Here is a 22,228-nt window from a genome sequence, read left to right on the forward strand (position 1 = left end):
CCTCGTCCCTTACTTCGCAGCCGCGAGCTCGGCGGCCTTGTCGGCCGCGCCGTCCATGGTGTCCACGCGCTGCACCAGCGGGTGGTTGGCGTCGGAGAGGATCTTGCGACCCAGCTCGGCGTTGTTGCCGTCCAGACGGACGACGAGGGGCTTGGTGACTTCCTCGCCCTTGTCCTTGAGCAGCTGCAGCGCCTGCACGATGCCGTTGGCGACCTCGTCACAGGCGGTGATGCCACCGAAGACGTTGACGAAGACGGACTTGACGTCCGGGTCGCCGAGGATGATCTCCAGGCCGTTCGCCATGACGGCGGCGGAGGCGCCACCGCCGATGTCGAGGAAGTTGGCGGGCTTGACGCCACCGTGCGCCTCACCGGCGTACGCGACGACGTCCAGGGTGCTCATCACGAGACCCGCGCCGTTGCCGATGATGCCGACCTCACCGTCGAGCTTGACGTAGTTGAGGTTCTTCTCCTTGGCCGCGGCCTCGAGGGGGTTCGCGGCGGCGTGGTCGACGAGCTCCTCGTGGTCGGGGTGGCGGAAGTCCGCGTTCTCGTCCAGGGAGACCTTGCCGTCGAGGGCGAGGACATCGCCGGAGGCGACCTTCGCCAGCGGGTTGACCTCGACGAGGAGGGCGTCCTCCTCGATGAAGGTCTTCCACAGGGTGACGAGGATGTCGGCGACCTTGTCGGCGACCTCGGCCGGGAAGTTCGCGGCCTCGACGATCCCGCGCGCGACCTCGGGGGTCACACCCACGTTGGCGTCGATGGGCGTCTTGGCGACGGCCTCGGGGCGGGTGGCCGCCACCTCCTCGATCTCCATGCCGCCCTCGACGGAGGCGATGGAGAGGAAGGTGCGGTTGGTGCGGTCGAGGAGGTAGGAGACGTAGTACTCCTCGACGATCTCCGGAGCGGTCTCGGCGATCATCACCTTGTGGACCGTGTGGCCCTTGATGTCCATCCCGAGGATGTCCGTCGAACGGGCGACGGCCTCGTCCGGGGTGGCGGCGAGCTTGACGCCGCCGGCCTTGCCTCGACCACCGACCTTCACCTGAGCCTTGACGACGGACTTGCCGCCCAGCCGCTCGGTGATCTCGCGCGCCGCCTCAGGCGTGTCGATGACTTCACCGGCCAGCACCGGTACACCGTGCTTGGCGAAGAGGTCCCTCGCCTGGTACTCGAACAGGTCCACGCGCTTCCGTCCCTATCAGTGATCGCGGTTCGTCTTATGCGTGGGCGTGCCGCGAAGGGCAACGTGACGTCCGCCGAGAGTCACAAGAGAGGCGCACACGGTGTCCGAGCGCGCGGCATGTCCGTCTCGCAGGTTATCGCTGCTTCCGGGAGCCCCCTAAATCGCGGGTCACACCTGAGCGGTGATACCTGTCACATGATGCCGCGCTCACTGGCACGGCGTGCCGCGCGTGCGGAACCTCACCGGACGGGGGTACGTCCGGTGAGGTTTCTAGAGGCCCTTCATCGACGTCGAAGGGCCCCCGACGGGCGATCTCCTCCCCAAAAGAGACCGACCGTCACCGCCCACGGCATCCGCCCGGACCGGGCCGACGGCTTTCGGCCGTCCGGGGATCCGCCGGAGGGGCGGTCGACTGTGACCGCGTCCCCTACGGCGTAGGGGACGCGCGGTACGCGAAAGGGGGTCGGGGTGACCTGAGGGCGGGAGGCGCGACCGATGACGCCGTTGTCCTCCCGTGCCCGCCGGTCCTCCGGGCCGCGGAGGGCCTCCGGAGGGCGGGCGGACGTGGTCGGCCCGCGCGGAGCTTCAGGTCTGGCGGGGTGGGGAGGTCGTCCCTAGCCGGGGAACTCGGGAACGTCCCGGTGCCGGTCCCGGGTCCCGCCCGCGGCGTCGGCCACGGGAGCGCCGGGCACGAGGCTCAGCGGTGCCGGGGGGAGAGCGGCGAGGGCGTGCGGCTCGGCGTGCCGCGGCCCGCCGTTGTCGACGGTGGAGTGCCGGCCGAGGGTGCCTGTCGGAAGGCCGTCCGGGTTCTGCCCCGCGGGCACACGCACGCCGGGCGCGCCCTCCGCATCCACGTCAGCGGCGGTCCGGTGAGGAGCCCTCACGCCCGCCGTGCCACCGACCTCGGCCTTGGGCCCGTACACGACGGAAGCCGGGCCGGTGGCCCGTCCGACGTCACGCCCGCCGTCATCCTCCGACGCCGGGCCCGGCCTCTCGGCGTCTGTCGACCCCGGCTCCTGCGGCGCCGCGCCGCCGGGCAGGGACTCCACCGGCAAGGTGGTCCACTCGGGCAGCTGCGGCAGCTCCGGCAACTGCGGAAGCCCCGGCACCCCGGGCAGCGACGGCAGGCTCCCCGGCGGCAGCTGCGACGTCACTCCGTCCAGCCCCTCGGCGACCGACTCCACAAGGTCCCCCACCGGCACCACGACACCCTCGGTGACGGGCACCACGACGCCCTCGGTGACGGGCCCGACAACACCCTCGGTGACCGGCCGCACGACCGATTCGGTGACCGGCCGCACGACATCCTCGACGACAGACTCCACGGCTCGCCCGGTAGCAGGGCGCACGACCTGCCCGCTCACGGGCCTTGCCGCTCGGTCGGTCACGGGTCGTACTGCTTGCCCGGCGACCGGCCGCACCACGTACTCCGTGACGGGCCGCACCACGTGCTCCGTGACGGGCCGTGAGACGCGCTCCGTGACGGGCCGTGAGACGTGGTCGGTGACGGGCCGTGAGACGTGGTCGGTGACAGGCCGCGAATCGGGGTCGGAGGCCCGCCGCGGCAGTGAGTCGGTGACCGGCTGCACGGCGGTGTCGACGACCGGCCGTGCGGCCTGCTCGGTGACCGGCCGCACGACGTGTTGTGTGACGGCGGTCAGGAGAGGCTGCGTATCCGGTGACCCGTCCGCGGCGCTCGCCCGCTGCCCGCACAGAACGCCCAGCACGAACAGCCCGCCCACCAACAGCGCCACCCGCACCAGACGGCCCCCGGCGGCCCCGCGCAGGGCGGCACCGGCACCGTGAAGCGCGGTCGCTGGGGTCACGACGGGAAGATCCTCCGGTGCGGCGGAACGGCGGAGTACGGGGCGAAGATGCGCGAGATGCGAACACCCGTGTGAAGGCTGTGAAGTGTTGCAGATCCTCGCACGGGACGCCCGCCGTCGCGCAAGCCCCCTGTCACCGACGCGTTCTCATGTCCGCTTTTCAACCTCCCTTGTCCGGTTACCGCCTGCCGCGACGGTCGCGGCCACCGTCACACGCACCCGCTCCCGGCTCACACGCGGTCCGGTATCGGCAACGGCCGCTTCTCGATCGCCGCCGCCATCACCTCCGGGAAGAGGTCGGGCGTACAGGCGAACGCCGGTGCGCCGAGCGCCGCTAGGGCCGCCGCGTGCTCGCGGTCGTACGCCGGCGCGCCCTCGTCGGAGAGGGCGAGCAGAGTCACGAACTGCACCCCCGACGCCTTCATCGCCGCCACCCGCTTCAGCATCTCGTCGCGGATGCCGCCCTCGTAGAGGTCGCTGATCAGCACGACCACGGTCTCCGCGGGCCGGGTGATCTGCGACTGGCAGTACGCCAGGGCCCTGTTGATGTCCGTGCCACCGCCGAGCTGGGTGCCGAAAAGGACGTCGACCGGATCGTCGAGCTGGTCGGTGAGGTCGACGACGGCCGTGTCGAAGACGACGAGCCGGGTGCTGATGGACCGCATGGAGGCCAGCACCGCCCCGAACACCGAGGCGTACACGACGGATGCCGCCATGGACCCCGACTGGTCGATGCAGAGGACGACCTCCTTCTTCACCGACTGCGAGGCCCGGCCGTACCCGATGAGCCGCTCGGGTACCACGGTCCGGTACTCCGGCAGGTAGTTCTTGAGGTTGGCCGCGATCGTGCGGTTCCAGTCGATGTCGTGGTGACGCGGCCGGTTGACGCGGGCGCTGCGGTCGAGGGCGCCGGTGAGGGTGGCCCGGGTGCGGGTCGCGAGCCGCTTCTCCAGGTCCTCGACGACCTTCCGCACGACGGCCCGCGCGGTCTCCTTCGTCGTCTCCGGCATGGCCTTGTTGAGGGAGAGGAGAGTGCCGACGAGGTGGACGTCGGCCTCGACCGCCTCCAGCATCTCCGGCTCCAGCAGCAGCGCGGACAGCCCGAGCCGGTCGATGGCGTCCCGCTGCATCACCTGGACGACGGAGGAGGGGAAGTACGTCCGGATGTCCCCCAACCACCGCGCCACGGACGGCGCCGACGCCCCGAGCCCCGCCGAACGGTTCTGCCCCGCCCCGGACTTCTCGCCCTTTCCGTACAGGGCGGCCAACGCCTGGTCCATCGCCGCGTCCCGTCCCCCGAGCGCGCACCCGGTGCCGTCCGCCGCCGCCCCACCCAGCACGAGCCGCCAACGCCGCAACCGCTCTGCGGCCACATCCACCTCGGACCCCGCCGTCACCGGCGCACCCCCGTGCGGAACCGGACCCAGAGAGGCATCACCGTGACGGTCGTCGGACGGTCGCCCGAGTGTGGCCCTTCTCCGTGACCGAGCCCGTCCCCGCCGCCCATCGATCCGGCTGCCGGCCTCGGCTCGCGCAGTCCGTCACTCGTCATCGCGCCACCCCCACAAGGTCGTTGTCATCGGTCCGCTCCTGCTCGGCGTTCTCCCGGTCGACGTTCAGCCGGTCGACGTGATCTCCCCGAGTGCTGTCGCGGTCGTCCAGGCCCAGCAGCAGCCGGACCACCGGCAGCACGGCGTCGGCGCGGTCGCTGTCGAGTTCGTCGGCGAAACCCGGTATGCCCGCGCCGCCGGCCGTCGCGCTCGGTCGCCGGCCCGGCCCGCGCCGGACCAGCTCGCCGAGTGTGCGTCGCACCCCCGGCTCGTACGCCGAGAACGTCCGGCGCAGCAACGGCAGTACGTCCGTGAAGGCGTCCCCCGGCACGCCGGTGAGCCAGGCGTCCACCAGGCCAAGGAGCCGTTCGTCGTGGACGAGCAGCATTCCGCCGCCGGAGCCTCCGCCGACGAAGCCCTCGATCCAGGCCGCCGCGTCGGCGGGTGCCGTACCCGGCGAGAGCACGAGGCCCATGAGCCGGGCCGCCTCGTCCCGCGCCAACGCTCCTTCGTCCAGGAGGAGTCGTACGGCCCGCCCTCGAAGGACACCGGGCACTGTGTCCCGCACGGACAGGACGTGGAGCACCGAGTGCCAGCGGGGCCGTAGACCGTCGTCCCGTGCGGCCTGCTGCCCCGGCACGGTGTCGCCCAGGAGTCCCACGGCACCGTGCACGGCGTCGACATGGCGGCGCATCTCCTGGGCCGCCTCCGCGTCGAGCGCGGCGCACGCGGGCGGCAGTCCGACGAAGACGCGCTCCGCGAGTCCCGCGGCGACCTCGGCCAGCGCCCGGGTGTCGGTCGCGCGGACGTCGCCGTAGCGGAGGGAGCGGACGAGTGCCGGGAGCGCCTGGGCGAGGTGGCCGACGTCGGCGTCGAGGGCGGCACGGTCGGCGAGGACGCGCATCACCACGGGCAGGGCGTCCGGGAGTTCGGCGAGGAGGCATCGCTCGGCGAGGCCGGTGACGTCGGCGAGGGAGCCGGCCGTGACGGCGTCCGCCTCGGCCTTCGCGGTCGCCGCGGCGAGCACGGTGGTCCCCCACACCCCGGCTTCGGCGACGCGCACGGACAGTTCGGGCTCCCAGCGCAGCCGCCAGGTCTCCCGGAACGTGCCCGTGCTGCCACGCGAGGTCGTCGGCTCGCCCCAGGAGACGCCGAGCAGCCGCAGTCGGTGCAGCAGCCGGCTGCGCTCCGCGTCGTTCTCCTTCCGCAGGTCGAGCTCCAACTCCCGCTCCAGGGCCTCCGGCTTGAGCCTCAGCCGCCGCTGGAGCCGCGTGAGGTCCCGCTGCAACGGCACCGCCGGCGCGGACTCCGGCACCTCGCCCAGGACGTCTCCGACCACCAGCCGGTCCCGCACCAGCGACAGCGGTACGTCCGAGCCGTCGCACATCACCGCCCGTACGGCGTCAGTGGTCTCCGTCAGGCCGGGCAGTGGGCGCCCGCGCATCACGGCGAGCGTCTCGGCCAGCCGTACCGCCTCGATGACATGCGCGGAGGAGACGATCCGGTCCTCCTCCCGCAGCAGCCCGGCCACCTTGGTGAGCCAACGCTCCACGGGACGGTCGGGCGCGCCGAACAGGTGCCCGTACCAGCCCGGCGAGTCGATGCCCGCGCCGTAACCGCCGGCCCGGGCCAGCCGCCGGTTCGTCCACGGCACCCAGGTCATGTCGGCCTTGACCTTGGGCAGCCCCTTCAGCAGCGCCCGGTCGGCGGCCACGGTCCGCTTCTGCCGTAGCGCCGGCACATGCCAGGCCCCGCACACGACTGCCACACCGTCGTCCCCGAAGTCCTTCTGCGCGGCCCGGATCTGCAACCGCATGTACGCCTCGCGCACCAGGTCCCGATCGCGCCCACCGGTGCCGTACGCCTCCCGGAGCGCCCCCATGGCTTCCTCCAGCACCGTGAACGGCGCGAAGACGTCCCCGCCCGTCCCCCGGTGCTCGACCACGTCCTCCCACCACCGCTCGGCGTCGTCGTACCCGGCGGCCTCGGCGAGCGCCGCGAGCGGGTCGCCCCGGAGCGGTTCCTCCTCCGGCGGCGGGGCCGACCCCTCCGGCTCGGCGTCCTCCTCGCGCTCCCGGACCAGCGAGTGCGCGGCCGGCAGGTCGATGAAGCGGGCCGGGACGCCGTGGGCCAGGGCCCAGCGAAGGGCCACCCACTCCGGGGAGAACTCGGCGAAGGGCCAGAAGGAGGACCGGCCGGGCTCGTCGACCGCGTGGGCGAGGAGCGCGACCGGGGGCCGCATGTCCTCGTCGGCCGCCAGCGGAATCAGCCCGTCCGCCTCCGGCGGCCCCTCGATCAGCACCACCCGGGGCCGCGCCACGTCCAGCACGGCTCGCACCGCCCGGGCCGACCCCGGCCCGTGATGCCGCACTCCCAGCAACAGCGGGCCACCACCGCGCGCCCGGACCTCGCCCGCCCGTCGTTCGGCCTCCACCCGTGCCCCGCTTCGGCCCCCGTCCCCCATGTGACCACCCGCCTCCGCCCCGGTTGCCCGGTCCGCCCCCTTCGCCCTGTCCGCCCCGTCGGCCGGGACGCTCGCGCCGACAGCCGCTCCCTCCCCCCGCCCGCTCACACGCTCACCTCCCGGCAGGCGCGGTAGAAGTCGGTCCAACCGTCACGTTCGCGGACGACGGCCTCCAGGTACTCCTGCCAGATGACGCGGTCGGCGGCGGGGTCGCGGACGACGGCGCCGAGGATTCCGGCGGCGACGTCGGAGGGGCGCAGGACGCCGTCGCCGAAGTGCGCGGCCAGAGCGAGCCCGCCCGTGACGACGGAGATCGCCTCGGCGGTGGACAGCGTGCCGCTGGGCGACTTCAGCTTCGTCCGGCCGTCCGTCGTGACGCCGTCGCGCAGCTCACGGAAGACCGTGACGACACGGCGGATCTCGTCGACGCCGTCGGGCACGGCCGGCAGGTCGAGCGACCGGCCGATCTGGTCGACGCGGCGCGAGACGATGTCGACCTCGGCGTCGGCGCTCTCCGGCAACGGCAGCACCACGGTGTTGAATCGGCGGCGCAGGGCGCTCGACAGGTCGTTCACGCCGCGGTCGCGGTCGTTGGCCGTGGCGATGAGGTTGAAGCCGCGGACGGCCTGCACTTCCTGACCCAACTCCGGTATCGGCAGCGTCTTCTCGGACAGGATCGTGATCAGTGTGTCCTGGACGTCGGCCGGGATCCGGGTCAGCTCCTCGACGCGTGCCGTCATGCCCTCCGCCATGGCCCGCATGACGGGGCTGGGCACGAGGGCGTCGCGGCTCGGGCCGTGGGCGAGCAGTTGCGCGTAGTTCCAGCCGTACCGGATCGCCTCCTCCGGTGTGCCCGCCGTGCCCTGCACGAGCAGCGTGGAGTCGCCGCTGACGGCCGCCGCCAGGTGTTCGGACACCCAGGTCTTGGCGGTGCCGGGCACGCCCAGCAGGAGCAGCGCGCGGTCGGTGGCGAGCGTGGTGACGGCCACCTCGACGATGCGGCGCGGTCCGACGTACTTCGGTGTGATCACCGTGCCGTCCGGCAGCGTGCCGCCGAGCAGATAGGTGGCGACGGCCCACGGCGAGAGCTTCCAGCGGGCCGGCCTGGGCCGGTCGTCCTGGTCGGCCAGCGCGGCGAGTTCATGGGCGTAGGCGTGCTCGGCGTGCGCCCGCAGCACCTCGCCGTCCGGGCGGGTGTCCGGGCGGGTGTCCGGGTGCGCGTCCCCACGCGGGTCCGGGTGCGCGCTCGTGCGTGTGTTCGCGGGCGCGGACTGGTTGTGGCTCGGGTCGACAGTGGTCGTTCCAGCAGACGCAGGCATGGCTGAGTCCCCCTCCAGCTCGGCCGGTTCGGATCTGCTGACCACACTGCACCACGCCACTGACAATCCAGTCTGACCTGGGGAAATTGGATCGCGCAAGCCAATTGTCAGTGGTGGGATCTACCTTCAGAACATGACTCAGCAGGGGGTGCGCTGGACGGCTGAGCAGGTGCTGGCATTGGCACCTGACGCAGCGTCGCGCAAAGCCGGAAGCAAACTCGCCGTGGCCGGACCTTGGTCGGCGGCGGGTACTTCGGACGAGGGGACGGTGTGGGGACTATGCAAAGGCAGTGGAAGCAAGCCGTATCAGACAGTGATCGACGTCGCGGACTCCACCGGGCCCGCCTACAAGTGCAGTTGTCCGAGCAGGAAGTTCCCGTGCAAGCATGCGCTGGGGCTGCTCCTGCTCTGGGCGGGCGACGACACCGCGGTGCCTCCTGGGCAGGCACCGGACTGGGCGCAGCAGTGGCTTGCCGGCCGCCGCTCGCGCGCAGCGGAGAGGACGACGAGGACGGACGCGGCATCTGGGGCCACGTTCGCTGACCCCGAGGCAGCGCGTCGCCGGGCCGAGCGGCGCGCCGATCGGATCACCGCGGGCGCGGCGGAGCTCGAACAGCGCCTGACCGACCTGTTCCGCGGCGGCCTGGCCGCCGCGGAACAGGCGGGATACGCGCTCTGGGAGGAGACGGCGGCCCGCATGGTCGACGCCCAGGCACCCGGACTGGCGGCTCGGGTGCGGGAGTTGGGTGCGATACCGGGCTCCGGCCCGGGCTGGCCGGTCCGCCTCCTGGAGGAGTGCGCCCTCCTCCATCTGCTGGACCAGGGCTGGCTGCGCCGCGAGGACCTCCCGGAGGGCCTCGCGGCCACGGTCCGCTCCCGGATCGGACTGTCCGGCTCCCCGGACGGCCCACCGGTCCGTGACCGCTGGCTCACTCTCGCCCAGTACGACACCTCCGACTCCCGCCTCACCACCCGCCGCATCTGGCTGTACGGCACCGGGTCGGGCCGTACGGCACTGCTCCTCTCCTATGGAGCCGCCGGCCGCGCGCCCGAGCTGTCGCTCCCGGTCGGGCTGGCCTTCGAGGCGGAGGTCGCGGCGTATCCGGGCGCGGGACAGCTGCGCGGGGCGCTCGGCGAGCGTTTCACCGCTCCCGAGCCGTCGTCCGTACGTCCAGGGGGCATCACCCCGTCCGAAGCGGCGGCCCGGTACGGCACGGCGCTCCAGGACGACCCCTGGCTCGACTCGTACCCGGTCACGCTCACCCGCGTCATACCCGCCCCGGACGGCGACTGCTGGCAACTGATCGACGCCGACAGTGATCTCGCCCTTCCTCTCACCTCTTCCGCCCGCTCCCGCCCCGGCCTCTGGCGCCTCGTCGCTCTCTCCGGCGGGGAACCCCTCACGGTCTTCGGCGAGTGCGGCCACCACGGCTTCACACCACTGACGGCATGGGCGGCCGAGCGCGAGGGCGCCCATGCACCCACCGGGCAGGCGGTGGCGCTGTGCTGAGACGAGACGACGACCGGCTGAACGACACCACGACGGCACACGGCAACGGCGGCTGCGGCTGCGGCTGCGGCTGCGGCTGCGGCGAGGTCAGCGGTCCGTCACGGACGGCTGCCGCCGCCGCGTCCGGCCTCGCCGGTCAGCGGCCTCCCCTCTTCCTCGGCCCCTTCACACCCCTTCGGTTCCACCCGGCCGTCGTCGCACGGAAGGACCTCACATGACCGGCACCACAGGTGCTCCCTCGCCCACGGCGGCCGCGCCGGCGCTCTCCTGGGAGGACTTGGTCACCACCGCGTTGCTCGGGACGGACCGGCGTACGCCGCCGGGGGCTGTGTCGGGCCGGGAGGCGCCGGTCGCGCTGTTGGACGCGGCGGCCGTGGCGACCGTCCGGCGGAGGGCGGGGATACGGCCGGTGCGGGCGGCGAAGCGGCCCGCACCGGTGGCGCCGGACCCGCGTCCCCCGCTGCCACCGGCCGCGACGCGGCGGCTGACGACGTTGCTGGCCGACCGGCCCGGCACCGGCGGTGGCCGCCGGGGCGCGGCACCCGACCTGATGGAACTGCTCCCCCAATGGCTGGCGCTGGCCAACGCACACGGTTACGCGGCACCTCCGGAGGTCCTGCCCGCCCTGCTGGACGCGGCACGCGGCCGTACGGATCTGCGTCCCGCCGTGCTGGCCTTCGCGGGCGCGCGGGCCCTGTGGCTGGCCCGGCTGAACCCCGACTGGCGCTTCGCTCTGCGCGCGGCCCCCGGCGGTGGCGCGGCGCTCCCCGGTCCGGACGAGCCCGAGCGGGCCCGACTGCTCTGGCAGGAAGGCCTGTTCGCGGAGCGCGTCGCCCTGCTCACCGTGATACGCGCCCGGAACGCCTCCTCGGCACGGGAGTTGCTCTCGTCCACGTGGTCGACGGAGCGGGCCGAGGACCGGCTCATGTTCCTCGACACGCTCCGTACGGGACTGGAGTCGGCGGACGAACCCTTCCTGGAGGCCGCGTTGACCGACCGCAGCCGGAACGTGCGGGCCACGGCGGCGGAGTTGCTGTCCGCGCTGCCGGACTCGGCGCTCGCGCGGCGGATGGCGAGGCGGGCGACCGCTTGTGTGGCCGTCGAGCACACCGGCAGCACGTCCACGGTCTTGGGGACGCCCACGATCGTGGTCGAGGCGCCGCACGAATGCGACCCCGGCATGGAGCGCGACGGTGTGCTGCCCAAGGCCCCGGCCGGCCGGGGCGAACGGTCGTGGTGGCTGGGCCAGCTGGTGGAGGCGGCGCCGCTCGGGGCCTGGTCGCGGCGGTTCGGCGGGCGCACGCCGGAAGAGATCGTGGCGTTGCCGGTCGCGGACGACTGGCAGGGCGAGCTGCACGGGGCGTGGTGCCGGGCGGCCGTGCGGCAGCGGGATCCCGGCTGGTCGCGGGCGTTGCTGGGGGCGCCGTCCACACCGGAGGCCGGCGGGCCGGGAGCGGTGTCGCTGGCCGAGCGGGCGAAGCTGCTGGCGACCTTGGAGAGCGGGGAGCGGGCCGCGTGGGTGGCGGGGTTCATCGCCACCCATGGCTTGTCGGAGGCGTTCCAGCTGCTCGGGGTGTGTGCGGTGCCGTGGGCCCCGCCGCTGGGGCGGGCCGTGGTGGACGCGCTCGACATCGCGCGGGACGCCGGGAGTTATCCCTGGAGCTTCAGCGGAGTGATGGGGCTGGCCGAGCGGTGCCTGGACCCTGCGGAGAGCGTGCGTCTCGAACCGCTGACGGCCACGCCGGAGGACACGGAGGACACGGCCCCGGGGGCCGGTGGGTACTGGGCCGAGGCGTTCCAGCGGCTGACGACGACCTTGCGATTGCGAGCGACGATGAGGACGGAGTTGGCGCCGCCGGAGGGTGCCTGGAAGGCGACGGTTCCGCAGGGATGAAAAGCAAGGGGCGCAGCCCCTGCTTTTCAGGGGCGCGGGGAACTGCGCGAGAAGCCCCACCGGACCCGCACCCGACAACGCACCCGCGCCCCCCTCGGCGCTTCACACGCCCACAGCCCGCAGCCCGAAACCCCCAGGAGCCCCAGGAGCCCCGGGAGCCCCGGGGAGCCCTCCGCGGCTCAGGCCTCCGCAGGCTGGCGCACGTTCGCCCGCACCCACTCCACGATCGACGCCGTCGTCGCTCCCGGCGTGAAGATCTCGGCAACCCCCTTGGCCTTCAACGGCGCGATGTCGGCCTCGGGGATGATGCCGCCGCCGAAGACGAGGATGTCCTCGGCGTCTCGCTCCTTGAGAAGTTCGATGACAGCCGCGAAGAGCGTGTTGTGGGCGCCGGAGAGGATGGAGAGGCCGATCGCGTCGGCGTCCTCCTGGATCGCGGTGCCGACGATCTGCTCGGGAGTCTGGTGGAGGCCGGTGTAGATGACCTCCATACCGGCGTCGCGCAGCGCCCGCGCGATCACCTTGGCCCCGCGATCGTGGCCGTCGAGTCCCGGCTTGGCCACCACCACGCGGATCGGACCGGCTGCCACACCCATCACTGCCTCCATGAAACGACTACACCAATACACCAACCCTGACGGAACACGGCCGAAATCGCCGCACGAACCTGGCGAACCGCGCACATCGCGGCCTCAGGTCCATGGAACACCTACCCACACCGCGCACCGGGGAAGTGAACGGACGTTATCTCCAGGATCCCGCACCCGGCAGTTTCGCGGTGGTGAGCGAGGGGGAAATCACACGGTGGGACACGTTCGCCGCGCACTGCTCCCGGATTCCGCGGCTCACGCGTCGCGGGGACCGAGGTGATCACGGAGGTGATCGCGGCATCCGGACCGTTTCCGGGCCGCCCGCCGGAGGCTCCCGTGGCGTGCGCGCCATGGGGAGGCGTGCGCAAGGAGAGTCGTCGGAAGGGGCCGCACCGACCCACCGCCCGCGGGAGGCCACGGTTGCGGGACGGATCGGCACCGCAGACGGCAGAGGGCAGGGCAGCGGGGAGTCAGGAGGACTGGGCCCCTCGTCGCGTGATCGGCGCCTCACACGTCGTACACGCACCGCACGTCACGCACGCCACGCGCACCGCGTCACGTCGCATCGCACCCGCCGTCCGCCGCCCGCACCGCCGGTCTCTCCACTAGGGCACACGGGGGACAGAGCCGTCCACCCGTCTGCCGACGGGAGGTCGGGCATGAAGGTCACCAGGGCGGTAGCGCCCCTTGTTCCGCTCTGTGAGCGGTTCTTGCCGACCCGGCTGACGGGCCTCTCCGTGGCTCTTCTCAAGGCGACCGCACTGGAATTGGCGATCCTCGCGGGGCATCTGCTGCTCTATCCGTCCGGGATGACGCAGGAGCGGAGGGCCGCGCCCACGCTCCCCCCGTCCGACACGCCCCGACTCCCGACCGAGGAGAAGCCCCCGGTCGTCCTGCTGCACGGCTTCATCGACAACCGCTCGGTCTTCGTCCTGCTACGCCGCTCCCTGGCCCAGCACGGGGGCCGGCACCTCGAGTCGCTCAACTACTCGCCCCTCACCTGCGACATCCGCGCGGCCGCCGAGTTGCTCGGCCGGCACATCGAGGACATCTGCGAGCGCACGGGCCAGGAGCGCGTGGACGTCGTCGGTCACAGTCTCGGTGGGTTGATAGCCCGGTACTACGTGCAGCGGCTCGGCGGTGATCACCGCGTCCGTACGCTCGTCACGCTCGGGACACCGCACGGTGGCACCCGGGCCGTGCCTCTGGCGGACGCGCACCCGATCGTCCGGCAGATGCGGCCGGGTTCGGAGGTGCTGGAGGAACTACGGGAGCCGGCACCGGGCTGCCGTACGCATTTCGTGGCGTTCTGGAGCGATTTCGACCATGTGATGGCCCCGCTGGAGAGCGCCTGCGTCGACCATCCCGACCTGATGGCGCAGAACATCCGGGTCACCGGGATCGGCCATCTCGCCCTGCCCGTGCACCCCGCCGTCGCCACCGGAATCCGGGAGGCCCTCGACAACTCACGGACGGGCGCCCGCGCCACCGCCCGCCCCGGCGGCCTGACGGTGGCGTGAGCCCGCGGCCACGGCCACGGCGCAGGAACCCCCCGACGAGGGAGGCAGCGATGCACGCCACAGCGAGGAAATACCGGGACGTAAGGCGGTAAACGCGGCACACACCCACGCGCCCCCGCCGCGCGCCCGACTCACGACATCCCTCCCGACGCCAACTTCGCGCCCCGAGGTCGGCCCGCGACCACCCGGTGAAACGTCTCGCCCCCATCACCACCGGCGTCCCACTGGCCGCACACGGCGGTCGACTATCGAACAAACTTCGAACGCCAGGCCAAAGTCGTGCCCACAGACCGCCGAAAGACGCTCGAATGCCCGTTTCCTGCGCGCGTGAAACCCGTTGAAGATTGTCGCGCCCGCATACCGCCGGGTACAGTCACCGCACTGCTCTGCCAGCCCCTGTCGTCGAGGCGAAAGAGAAGTTGGTGAACGATCGTCACCCGTCGGGGACCGCAACACCCCCGACCCCGGCTTCTGAAGCCGACCCGGCGCACTACGCGTCGTACGGCCACCAGGAAGCCGGCTACGGCGACTTCACCACGTACGGCGATTACCCCGCCACCGGTTTTGAAGCCGGCTCCACCGCGAGCGCCACGGGCACCTTCGCGGTGGACCCCCTCTTCGGCGACATGCCGGGCAACGACAGCGGCTCCGGCTCCTACGACGCCACCCAGTGGTCGACGGGCAGCCACCAGACCCTGAACTACGACCCGTACGCCGCTCAGCACCAGGCCGCGTACGACACGGGCAGTTACGACACCACGTCCTGGTCGTCCGGTTACGAACACCTCTCCCAGGTTCCGACGCAGGCGACCAGCCCCGACGTGAGCGGCCAGTGGGACGCCGGCGACTGGTTGCGGCCCGAACAGTCCGATGACGCGGACCAGTTGGGGCAGGCCGACCAGACCCAGCAGTGGATCGGTACCCAGCACTTCGACACGGGCGCCTTCGACGCCACCCAGTGGAACAGCGACGGCACACCCGTCGGCGACGAGCACGGCGGCAGCGCCCCCGAGTCGTACGACGCGCACGACCACCCGAAGACCGTCATGGTCGACCTCTCGGCCGAGGCCACGGACTTCCACGAGCAGGCGACCGCCACCTTCGAGCAGATCGCGCCGTACGACCAGGACGAACACCTGTCGACGGACGGCGAGTTCGAGACGGACGGCGCGGACCGCCCGGTGCTCCTCGACGGCGAGGAGGAGGTCACCACGGCGGCCGGCAGGAGCGCGGGCCCCGGCCGGGCGGCCACCCGCGCGGCCTCACGGTCGCGCCGGAAGGCTCCGGCCAAACGTTCCGCCCTGCTGACCGTGGCCGTTCCCTCGGCCTGCGTCATGGGGGTCGCGGGTATCGCTGCGGCCTCGGTCGGTGCCACCTCGGACGACACGGAGACGACGGCGTCGGTCAAGTCCGACGCCACCGCCGTGAAACCGTCCACCGCCAACAACCAGCTCGACACCCAGCTGGAGAGCCTCTCCGCCGAGGCCGACGACTTCGCCGACCGGGCCAGCCGGACGCAGGAGCGTATCGACCTCAAGGCGCAGCAGGAGCTGGAGCAGAAGAAGGCCGCCGCCGAGGCGGCCCGCAAGGAGCGACTGCGGCCGAAGTTCGCGCTGCCCGTCGCCAAGCACGGGCTCAGCGCGTACTACGGACAGTCCGGCGTCAACTGGATGTCCCTGCACACCGGCATCGACTTCCCCGTCTCGTACGGCACCCCGGTGATGGCCGCGACCGACGGCACCGTGCGCACCCAGTGGAACAGCGCCTACGGCAACATGGTCATCGTGACCGCCAAGGACGGCACCGAGACCTGGTACTGCCACCTCTCCACGTACAAGGTCGCCTCCGGTACGACCGTCAAGGCCGGCGACACCATCGCCTACTCGGGCAACTCGGGCAACTCGACCGGCCCGCACCTGCACTTCGAGGTCCACCCGGCGGGCGGCTCCGCCATCGACCCGCTGCCGTGGCTGCGCAGCCACGGGCTGGACCCGACGTAACCGTCAGCTGTCACAGGCACAGCGCGCACAGGCACGAAGACCGGGCCCCTGCTCAGCAGCGGGGGCCCGTGTCATGTGCGCGACGTGCGGCTCGTCCGCTACAGCTTCTCCACCGGCGCGTACCGCAGCAGCAGGCGCTTCGGCTTGGTGTCGCCGAAGTCGATCGTCGCCTCCGCGTTCGCTCCCGAACCCCCGACGCCGACGACCGTGCCGAGGCCGAACTGGTCGTGGGTGACGCGGTCGCCCACGGCGAGGGAGACCACCGGCTTCTCGTTGCCGCGGCGGGTCGCGAAGCCGGACGCGCCGGAGGCCGAGGACCGGGAGCGGGAGGACGACAGTGAGGCCGCGATCCCGCCGGCCGGGCCCGAGGACACCGGCGCGGAGGCGCCCGTGCGCTTCCACTCCAGATGGGAGGCCGGGATCTCCTCCAGGAACCGGGACGGCGGGTTGTACGAAGGCTGACCCCAGGCGCTGCGCAGCGACGACCGGGTGAGGTAGAGCCGTTCACGTGCGCGGGTGATGCCCACGTACGCGAGGCGACGCTCCTCCTCCAACTCCTTGGTCTGGCCCAGGGCGCGCATGTGCGGGAAGACGCCGTCCTCCATGCCGGTGAGGAAGACCACCGGGAACTCCAGGCCCTTGGCGGTGTGGAGGGTCATGAGCGTGATCACGCCCGAGCCGTCCTCCTCCTCGTCGGGGATCTGGTCGGAGTCGGCGACCAGCGCCACCCGCTCCAGGAAGTCGGAGAGCCCGGCGGATGTCGTACCCGCCGCCTCGCCCTCGGTCTCTCCCTCTCCGGCACCGGCCTCCTGCTCGAACTCCAGGGCGACGGCGGCGAGTTCCTGGAGGTTCTCGATGCGGGTCTCGTCCTGCGGGTCGGTGGAGGCCTGCAATTCGGCCAGATAGCCCGTCCGTTCGAGGACCGCTTCCAGGACGGTGGCCGGTCCGGCGCCGGACTCGACGACGGTCCGCAGGTCCTCCATCAGCGTGTTGAACCGCTTGACCGCGTTGGTCGACCGGGCCGCCATGCCGTACGCCTCGTCCACGCGCTTCAGCGCCTGGGGGAAGCTGATCTTCTCGCGCTGGGAGAGGGCGTCGATCATCGCCTCGGCGCGGTCGCCGATGCCGCGCTTGGGCACGTTGAGGATGCGGCGCAGCGGGACGGAGTCCTCCGGGTTGGCGAGGACCCGCAGATACGCGAGGACGTCCCGGACCTCCTTGCGCTCGTAGAAGCGGACGCCGCCGACGACCTTGTAGGGCAGGCCGACGCGGATGAACACCTCTTCGAAGACTCGGGACTGGGCGTTCGTCCGGTAGAAGACGGCGACGTCGCCGGCTTTCGCGTCGCCCGCGTCCGTCAGGCGGTCTATCTCGTCGGCGACGAACTGGGCCTCGTCGTGCTCGGTGTCGGCGACGTAACCGGTGATCTGCGCGCCCGCGCCGGCGTTGGTCCACAGGTTCTTCGGGCGGCGGGACTCGTTGCGCTCGATGACCGCGTTGGCCGCGCTCAGGATGGTCTGCGTGGAGCGGTAGTTCTGCTCCAGCAGGATCGTGGTCGCGTTCGGGTAGTCCTCCTCGAACTGGAGGATGTTGCGGATGGTCGCGCCGCGGAAGGCGTAGATCGACTGGTCCGCGTCACCCACGACGCAGAGCTCGGCCGGAGGTACGTCCCACTCGGCCGGCGGCACGTCCACCGGGTGCTCGGAGGTGCCGACCAGCTCTCTGACCAGGGCGTACTGGGCGTGATTGGTGTCCTGGTACTCGTCGACGAGGACATGACGGAAGCGACGGCGGTAGTGCTCGGCGACGTCCGGGAAGGCGCGCAGCAGATTGACCGTCGTCATGATCAGGTCGTCGAAGTCGAGTGCGTTCGCCTCGCGGAGGCGGGACTGGTAGAGCGCGTAGGCCTGGGCGAGGGTCTTCTCGAAGCCGTCGGCGGCCTGGGCGGCGAAGTCCTCCTCGTCGATCAGCTCGTTCTTCAGGTTCGAGATCTTGGCGCTGAAGGACTTGGGCGGGAAGCGCTTCGGGTCGAGGTCCAGATCACGGCAGACGAGCGCCATCAGCCGCTTGCTGTCGGCGGCGTCGTAGATCGAGAAGGAGGACGTGAAGCCGAGCTTCTTCGACTCGCGCCGCAGGATCCGGACGCACGCGCTGTGGAAGGTCATGACCCACATCGCGTTCGCGCGCGGGCCGACGAGCTGCTCGACGCGCTCCTTCATCTCACCGGCGGCCTTGTTGGTGAAGGTGATCGCGAGGATCTGGCCCGGGTGGACATGGCGCTCGCCGAGCAGGTGGGCGATGCGGTGGGTGAGCACCCGGGTCTTGCCGGAACCGGCGCCGGCGACGATGAGCAGAGGTGACCCGGCGTGCACCACGGCCGCGCGCTGGTTCTCGTTCAGCCCGTCCAGGAGGGCCGCCGCGTCGAGAGCCGGGCGGGGGGCACCGCCCCGGTAGTAGGCGTCCCGGTCCGGTGGCACGTCGAACTTCCCGCCGAACAGATCGTCCGGAAGCGGCTCCGGTACGTGATCGTCCTCGGGCGGCGGCGGGGGCTCCTCCGCGTGGCCGCGGGGGGCCTGGAGGTCCGCCAGGAAGCTGTCGTCAAAGAGGCTGCTCATCGCTCTCCGAGTCTAGGCGCCCCCACTGACAGCCAGGGGCCGCCCCGGGAAGTCCGCACGCACCACTCACCGCGTACACCTCACGACGGTGAGCGATCGAGCGTACCGCCCATCGCGCGGAAGAGGCTAAGGTCACGAAAACGTATCGGGCATATCGAACATCAACCTTCACACGGGCCACACGAGTTGGCTAGCTTCTTCTCTTGGGCCGTACGACACAACCGGCGAACGTCGCCGGGCCGCACGGCCTCCGCCGAATCCGGTACGCCGCTTGCGGCGCCGGAGCCGGGGACCCACCGACCTCTGGGGTGAATCGACCCGACCGCCGTACGCGGCAAGGGCCGTAGGGCAAACCTTCCGAAGCTTGCGCCCGAACCCGACAGCTAACCCGGTAGGCGGACAACGGAAGGAGACGCCGCACCATGGCGCCGCACCGCAAGCCGCGTCCGACCGGCCGGACGCGCGCGGGCATACGCACCCCCGCTCTCGCCACGGCCGCACTGACCTCCGTGGCTCTGCTCTCCCAGACGGCCACCGCCGCACCCTCCGCCGACGACAGGCCGAGCCTGGAGGAGGTCGAGAAGAAGGTCGACGACCTCTACCGCCAGGCCGGGTCGGCGACCGAGAACTACAACGCGGCCAAGGAGAGGACGACCAAGCAGAAGAAGAAGGTCGACACCCTCCTCGACGACGTCGCCAAGCGCGCGGAGAAGCTCAACGAGGCGCGGGAGGAGCTGGGCTCGTTCGCGGCGGCCCAGTACCGCACCGGCGCGGCCACCCCCGACCAGGCCTCACTGCTCCTGGCGGACAACCCGCAGGACTACTTCGACCAGAACCAGCTCATGGACCGGTTGACGGACCGTCAGAAGGTAGCCGTCGACGCGTACGTCACCCAGCAGGCCGACGCGGCGGAGCAGCGCCGGACGGCGAGCGACAGCCTCGAAAAGCTCACCGAGTCGCAGAACGCCCTCAAGACCAGCAAGGCCAAGGTCCAGGCGAAGCTCGCCGAGGCCCGCGAACTGCTCTCCACCCTCACCGCCGAGGAGAAGGCCCGGCTCGCCGCGATCGAACAGCGCGAGCAGGAGGAGGCCGACCGCAAGGCGGAAGAGCTCGCGCGGCAGCAGGCGGCACAGGCGCGCCAGGAGACGCAGAGCGCCCAGGAGACCCAGGAGGCCCAGGAGGTCCAGGGAGGGACCGCCACCGGCACGGAGACATCGCCGGGCACCACCGGGACCACAGCCCCGGTCGAGGACTCCACATACGCCTCGAAGGCCACCAAGGCCCTCGCCTTCGCCCGCGCGCAGATCGGCAAGCCGTATGTCTGGGGCGCCACCGGCCCCGGCTCCTACGACTGCTCCGGCCTCACGCAGGCCGCCTGGAAGGCCGCCGGGGTCGACCTCCCGCGCACCACCTACGACCAGGTCGAGGCTGGCACCACCGTCTCCCTGGCCGACGCCAAGCCGGGCGACCTCGTCTTCTTCTACGACAACATCGGCCACGTCGGCCTCTACATCGGCAACGGCATGATGATCCACGCCCCCAAGCCGGGCACGTACGTCCGCGAGGAGTCGATCTTCTACGACGGGGAGTCCTCGATCCACAGCGTGGTGCGCCCGGCGTAACCGGGGCAGGACAGGGGGCGCCGGTCCGCACGGTCGGCGCCATCCCGGGGATCCCGGCTCAGCCGTCCCGATGCCATCGCGGGCAGGACGGGCTCACACGGGGGCACTCAGGTCCAGAGCACCGCGATGAAGACGTTCGCGGTGGTCAGCGCGCCCACCAGGGCGAAGATCGGCTTCTCCACCGTCTCCTCGTCGCGTTTCACGTAGACCAGGCCGAGGATCACGATCAGCAGGGCGAGCTTGACGCCGATCTTGATGTTGTTGACGGGCTGGTCGTCCGCCTGGTTGAGACCGACGAGGAGGACGCCGGTGACGAGCATGGTGAGGGCACCGTGCAGCATCGCGGGGACGAAGCGGGCGGTGCCCTGGCCCATGGCCTTCATCTGGGTGAGGAAACCACCCAGGAGGGAGGCGATGCCGATGATGTGGAGGGCGACGAGGATGTGGATGAGTACGTCCATGCGCGGAGCCTAATGAGGCGCCCGAAGGTCGTGGGGCACCGGGTGCGGGCGGGACGGGACCGGCGAACGGCCCCCTGATGATCTTGCATATATGCGCTCCATAGCACCGCCCCTCCTCCGCCCGGTCCGAAATCGCCGCATCGGTCATCGCACAGCGTGAAGTCGGCGACGCCAGGCCAGGATCTCGGTCACATACGGTCACCTCATTGTCGGTGCGCGCCACTTCCGTACAACGCGTTACCGAGCCATCACAGCCAGGTTTAGCGTCCTCCCTCAGGTGACCGGCTCCCCACCGCCGCCCGGGCCAGGGGCGGCAGTCGGCCACCACCGCCGAGAAAGGTCCGGCGGCGTCCCGCTCCCCCTGTGCGGGCCGCCGCCGGACGCGTAACCGCTCCCCCCAGGCGGTCCGTACGGACAGACGATGTTCGTACTGCGGACGGCGGTCGTACGGAGAGGACGTGGACTCCACGTGGCAGCGCACCGCAAGCCCAGACAGCGCTCGCTCGGCGGCCATACGGCCCGCACGGCCGCGACGATCGCCCTCGCTGGCGCCGCGAGCGCGACCGGCTTCGACGGCACCGGGCACGCCGACCCCCAGCTCACCCCTGAGCAGGTCAAGGCGAAGGTGGCCAAGCTGTACCAAGAGGCCGAGGTCGCCACCGAGAAGTACAACGGCGCGAAGGAGAAGGCCGACAAGGCGCAGGAGAACCTCGAAGAGCTGCGCGACCAGGCTGCCCGCCGCACCGAACGGCTCAACTCGGCCCGGGACGAACTCGGTTCGCTGGCAGCGGCGCAGTACCGGGGTGGCGGCATCGACCCCTCCTGGCAGCTCGCACTCTCCGCCGATCCCGACCAGTACCTGGACGGGGCCGCCCTCGCCGAGCGCGTCGGCACCCGGCACTCGGCGGACGTGGCGAGCGTACGGAAACAGTTGCTGGAGATCGAACGACTGCGCGGAGCCGCCCGCGTCGAACTGGGCACGCTCAAGACCCGGCAGACAGAACTGAAACGGCACAAGAAGACCGTCACCTCGAAGCTGACCGACGCCCGTCAGCTGCTCGGCCGGATCACCACCGAGGACCGCACGCGCTTCGACACCCGGGTCAGCACCACGGGACACGCCACGCGCTCCTCCACCGCGGCCCAGCGCAGCCTCACCGGTCCGGTCTCCCCCGTCTCCGCAACGACCGAAGCCCCCAACTCCCGCGCCGCCGCGGCCGTCTCGTACGCCTACTCCAAGATCGGCAGCCCCTACGTCTGGGGCGCCACCGGCCCCAACGCCTTCGACTGCTCCGGCCTCACCCTGGCCGCCTACCGCGCCGCCGGCGTCTCCCTCCCCCGCACCACCTACTCCCAGATCAACGCAGGCCCTCGCGTCGCCCGCTCCGAACTCCGCCCCGGAGACCTGGTCTTCTTCTACTCCGGCATCAGCCACGTGGGCATCTACATCGGCAACGGCCAGATGATCCACGCCCCCAACCCCTCGGCCCCGGTACGCGTGGCACCTCTGGACGAGATGCCGTACGCGGGGGCGACACGGGTGGCCTGAGCGGGGTCCCGGAGCCGGGTGGCCTGAGCGGGGCCCGGCCCTGGGGCCCTGAGCGCGGCGGATCGGCGGTGTCCCTGTGCCGGGAGGCACGCCGGGCGCGGCCGGACCCACCCGGCCGCC

Annotated in this window: 15 protein-coding genes and 1 riboswitch; of the genes, 7 read left to right on the forward strand and 8 right to left on the reverse strand. The window is 71.7% G+C overall.

The genetic code is table 11. The features are described from left to right. Nucleotides 1-9: 9 nt before the first annotated feature. From sucC to K1J60_RS16685, 5 genes are all read right to left on the reverse strand, one after another. Nucleotides 10-1,188, reverse strand: coding sequence for an ADP-forming succinate--CoA ligase subunit beta (sucC, locus tag K1J60_RS16665; protein WP_220646916.1), 1,179 nt, complete (start codon nucleotides 1,186-1,188; stop codon nucleotides 10-12). Nucleotides 1,189-1,802: 614 nt separating this feature from the next. Further along, the gene (locus tag K1J60_RS16670; protein ID WP_220646917.1) at nucleotides 1,803-3,014 is read right to left on the reverse strand and encodes a hypothetical protein; all 1,212 of its coding nucleotides are present in this window, start codon (nucleotides 3,012-3,014) and stop codon (nucleotides 1,803-1,805) included. A gap of 230 nt (nucleotides 3,015-3,244) precedes the next feature. Beyond that, a complete protein-coding gene (locus K1J60_RS16675; RefSeq protein ID WP_220646918.1) occupies nucleotides 3,245-4,411 on the reverse strand; it encodes a VWA domain-containing protein in 1,167 nt (388 codons plus the stop codon). A 151-nt stretch (nucleotides 4,412-4,562) separates the two neighbouring features. Further along, the gene (locus K1J60_RS16680; RefSeq protein WP_259408278.1) at nucleotides 4,563-7,028 is read right to left on the reverse strand and encodes a DUF5682 family protein; all 2,466 of its coding nucleotides are present in this window, start codon (nucleotides 7,026-7,028) and stop codon (nucleotides 4,563-4,565) included. Nucleotides 7,029-7,132: 104 nt separating this feature from the next. Beyond that, nucleotides 7,133-8,347: an ATP-binding protein gene (locus tag K1J60_RS16685; protein WP_220646919.1), complete on the reverse strand. Its 1,215-nt coding sequence runs from the start codon at nucleotides 8,345-8,347 to the stop codon at nucleotides 7,133-7,135. Between the two features lie 133 nt (nucleotides 8,348-8,480). Between K1J60_RS16685 and K1J60_RS16690 the strand changes: the two genes are divergently transcribed. The 3 genes from K1J60_RS16690 to K1J60_RS16700 are packed head-to-tail and all read left to right on the forward strand — an operon-like array spanning nucleotide 8,481 to nucleotide 11,751. Then, the gene (locus tag K1J60_RS16690; RefSeq protein WP_220646920.1) at nucleotides 8,481-9,857 is read left to right on the forward strand and encodes an SWIM zinc finger family protein; all 1,377 of its coding nucleotides are present in this window, start codon (nucleotides 8,481-8,483) and stop codon (nucleotides 9,855-9,857) included. After that, nucleotides 9,851-10,075 (forward strand): hypothetical protein, encoded by a 225-nt coding sequence (locus K1J60_RS16695; RefSeq protein WP_220646921.1) that lies wholly within the window; start codon nucleotides 9,851-9,853, stop codon nucleotides 10,073-10,075. The genes K1J60_RS16690 and K1J60_RS16695 overlap by 7 nt, the downstream gene beginning before the upstream one ends. Continuing rightward, nucleotides 10,072-11,751, forward strand: a complete 1,680-nt coding sequence (locus K1J60_RS16700; RefSeq protein WP_220646922.1) for a DUF5691 domain-containing protein — start codon at nucleotides 10,072-10,074, stop codon at nucleotides 11,749-11,751. The genes K1J60_RS16695 and K1J60_RS16700 overlap by 4 nt, the downstream gene beginning before the upstream one ends. A gap of 179 nt (nucleotides 11,752-11,930) precedes the next feature. On the opposite strand, the gene K1J60_RS16705 is transcribed toward K1J60_RS16700, so the two are convergent. Beyond that, on the reverse strand, nucleotides 11,931-12,347 hold the full coding sequence (locus tag K1J60_RS16705) for a cobalamin B12-binding domain-containing protein (RefSeq protein WP_033525346.1): 417 nt from the start codon (nucleotides 12,345-12,347) through the stop codon (nucleotides 11,931-11,933). A gap of 653 nt (nucleotides 12,348-13,000) precedes the next feature. Between K1J60_RS16705 and K1J60_RS16710 the strand changes: the two genes are divergently transcribed. Both K1J60_RS16710 and K1J60_RS16715 read left to right on the forward strand, forming a co-directional pair. Then, nucleotides 13,001-13,861: a lipase family alpha/beta hydrolase gene (locus tag K1J60_RS16710; RefSeq protein WP_220646923.1), complete on the forward strand. Its 861-nt coding sequence runs from the start codon at nucleotides 13,001-13,003 to the stop codon at nucleotides 13,859-13,861. Nucleotides 13,862-14,283: 422 nt separating this feature from the next. Beyond that, a complete protein-coding gene (locus tag K1J60_RS16715) occupies nucleotides 14,284-15,861 on the forward strand; it encodes a M23 family metallopeptidase (protein WP_259407755.1) in 1,578 nt (525 codons plus the stop codon). A 98-nt stretch (nucleotides 15,862-15,959) separates the two neighbouring features. Here K1J60_RS16715 and pcrA read toward each other — a convergent pair whose 3' ends face one another. Continuing rightward, on the reverse strand, nucleotides 15,960-18,476 hold the full coding sequence (gene pcrA, locus K1J60_RS16720; protein ID WP_220646925.1) for a DNA helicase PcrA: 2,517 nt from the start codon (nucleotides 18,474-18,476) through the stop codon (nucleotides 15,960-15,962). Nucleotides 18,477-18,731: 255 nt separating this feature from the next. Next, nucleotides 18,732-18,889, forward strand: a riboswitch (cyclic di-AMP (ydaO/yuaA leader). Between the two features lie 9 nt (nucleotides 18,890-18,898). On the opposite strand from pcrA, the gene K1J60_RS16725 reads away from it, so the two are divergent. Beyond that, complete coding sequence (locus K1J60_RS16725; RefSeq protein WP_220646926.1) at nucleotides 18,899-20,098, forward strand: C40 family peptidase; 1,200 nt, start codon at nucleotides 18,899-18,901, stop codon at nucleotides 20,096-20,098. Between the two features lie 107 nt (nucleotides 20,099-20,205). Here K1J60_RS16725 and K1J60_RS16730 read toward each other — a convergent pair whose 3' ends face one another. Beyond that, a complete protein-coding gene (locus K1J60_RS16730; RefSeq protein ID WP_220646927.1) occupies nucleotides 20,206-20,559 on the reverse strand; it encodes a hypothetical protein in 354 nt (117 codons plus the stop codon). A gap of 469 nt (nucleotides 20,560-21,028) precedes the next feature. On the opposite strand from K1J60_RS16730, the gene K1J60_RS16735 reads away from it, so the two are divergent. Next, nucleotides 21,029-22,108 carry a C40 family peptidase gene (locus K1J60_RS16735; protein ID WP_220646928.1) on the forward strand — a complete coding sequence of 360 codons (1,080 nt, stop codon included), beginning with the start codon at nucleotides 21,029-21,031 and terminating at the stop codon, nucleotides 22,106-22,108. Nucleotides 22,109-22,228: the final 120 nt, after the last annotated feature.

The organism is Streptomyces akebiae (assembly GCF_019599145.1).
Taxonomy (GTDB): domain Bacteria; phylum Actinomycetota; class Actinomycetes; order Streptomycetales; family Streptomycetaceae; genus Streptomyces; species Streptomyces akebiae.

Bases quoted from the DNA above. Each gene is read 5' to 3' on its own strand.
- K1J60_RS16680 (WP_259408278.1), bottom strand. From the start codon at position 7,028: ATGGGGGACGGGGGCCGAAGCGGGGCACGGGTGGAGGCCGAACGACGG.
- K1J60_RS16685 (WP_220646919.1), bottom strand. From the start codon at position 8,347: ATGCCTGCGTCTGCTGGAACGACCACTGTCGACCCGAGCCACAACCAG.
- K1J60_RS16690 (WP_220646920.1), top strand. From the start codon at position 8,481: ATGACTCAGCAGGGGGTGCGCTGGACGGCTGAGCAGGTGCTGGCATTG.
- K1J60_RS16700 (WP_220646922.1), top strand. From the start codon at position 10,072: ATGACCGGCACCACAGGTGCTCCCTCGCCCACGGCGGCCGCGCCGGCG.
- K1J60_RS16705 (WP_033525346.1), bottom strand. From the start codon at position 12,347: ATGGGTGTGGCAGCCGGTCCGATCCGCGTGGTGGTGGCCAAGCCGGGA.
- K1J60_RS16710 (WP_220646923.1), top strand. From the start codon at position 13,001: ATGAAGGTCACCAGGGCGGTAGCGCCCCTTGTTCCGCTCTGTGAGCGG.
- pcrA (WP_220646925.1), bottom strand. From the start codon at position 18,476: ATGAGCAGCCTCTTTGACGACAGCTTCCTGGCGGACCTCCAGGCCCCC.
- K1J60_RS16725 (WP_220646926.1), top strand. From the start codon at position 18,899: ATGGCGCCGCACCGCAAGCCGCGTCCGACCGGCCGGACGCGCGCGGGC.
- K1J60_RS16730 (WP_220646927.1), bottom strand. From the start codon at position 20,559: ATGGACGTACTCATCCACATCCTCGTCGCCCTCCACATCATCGGCATC.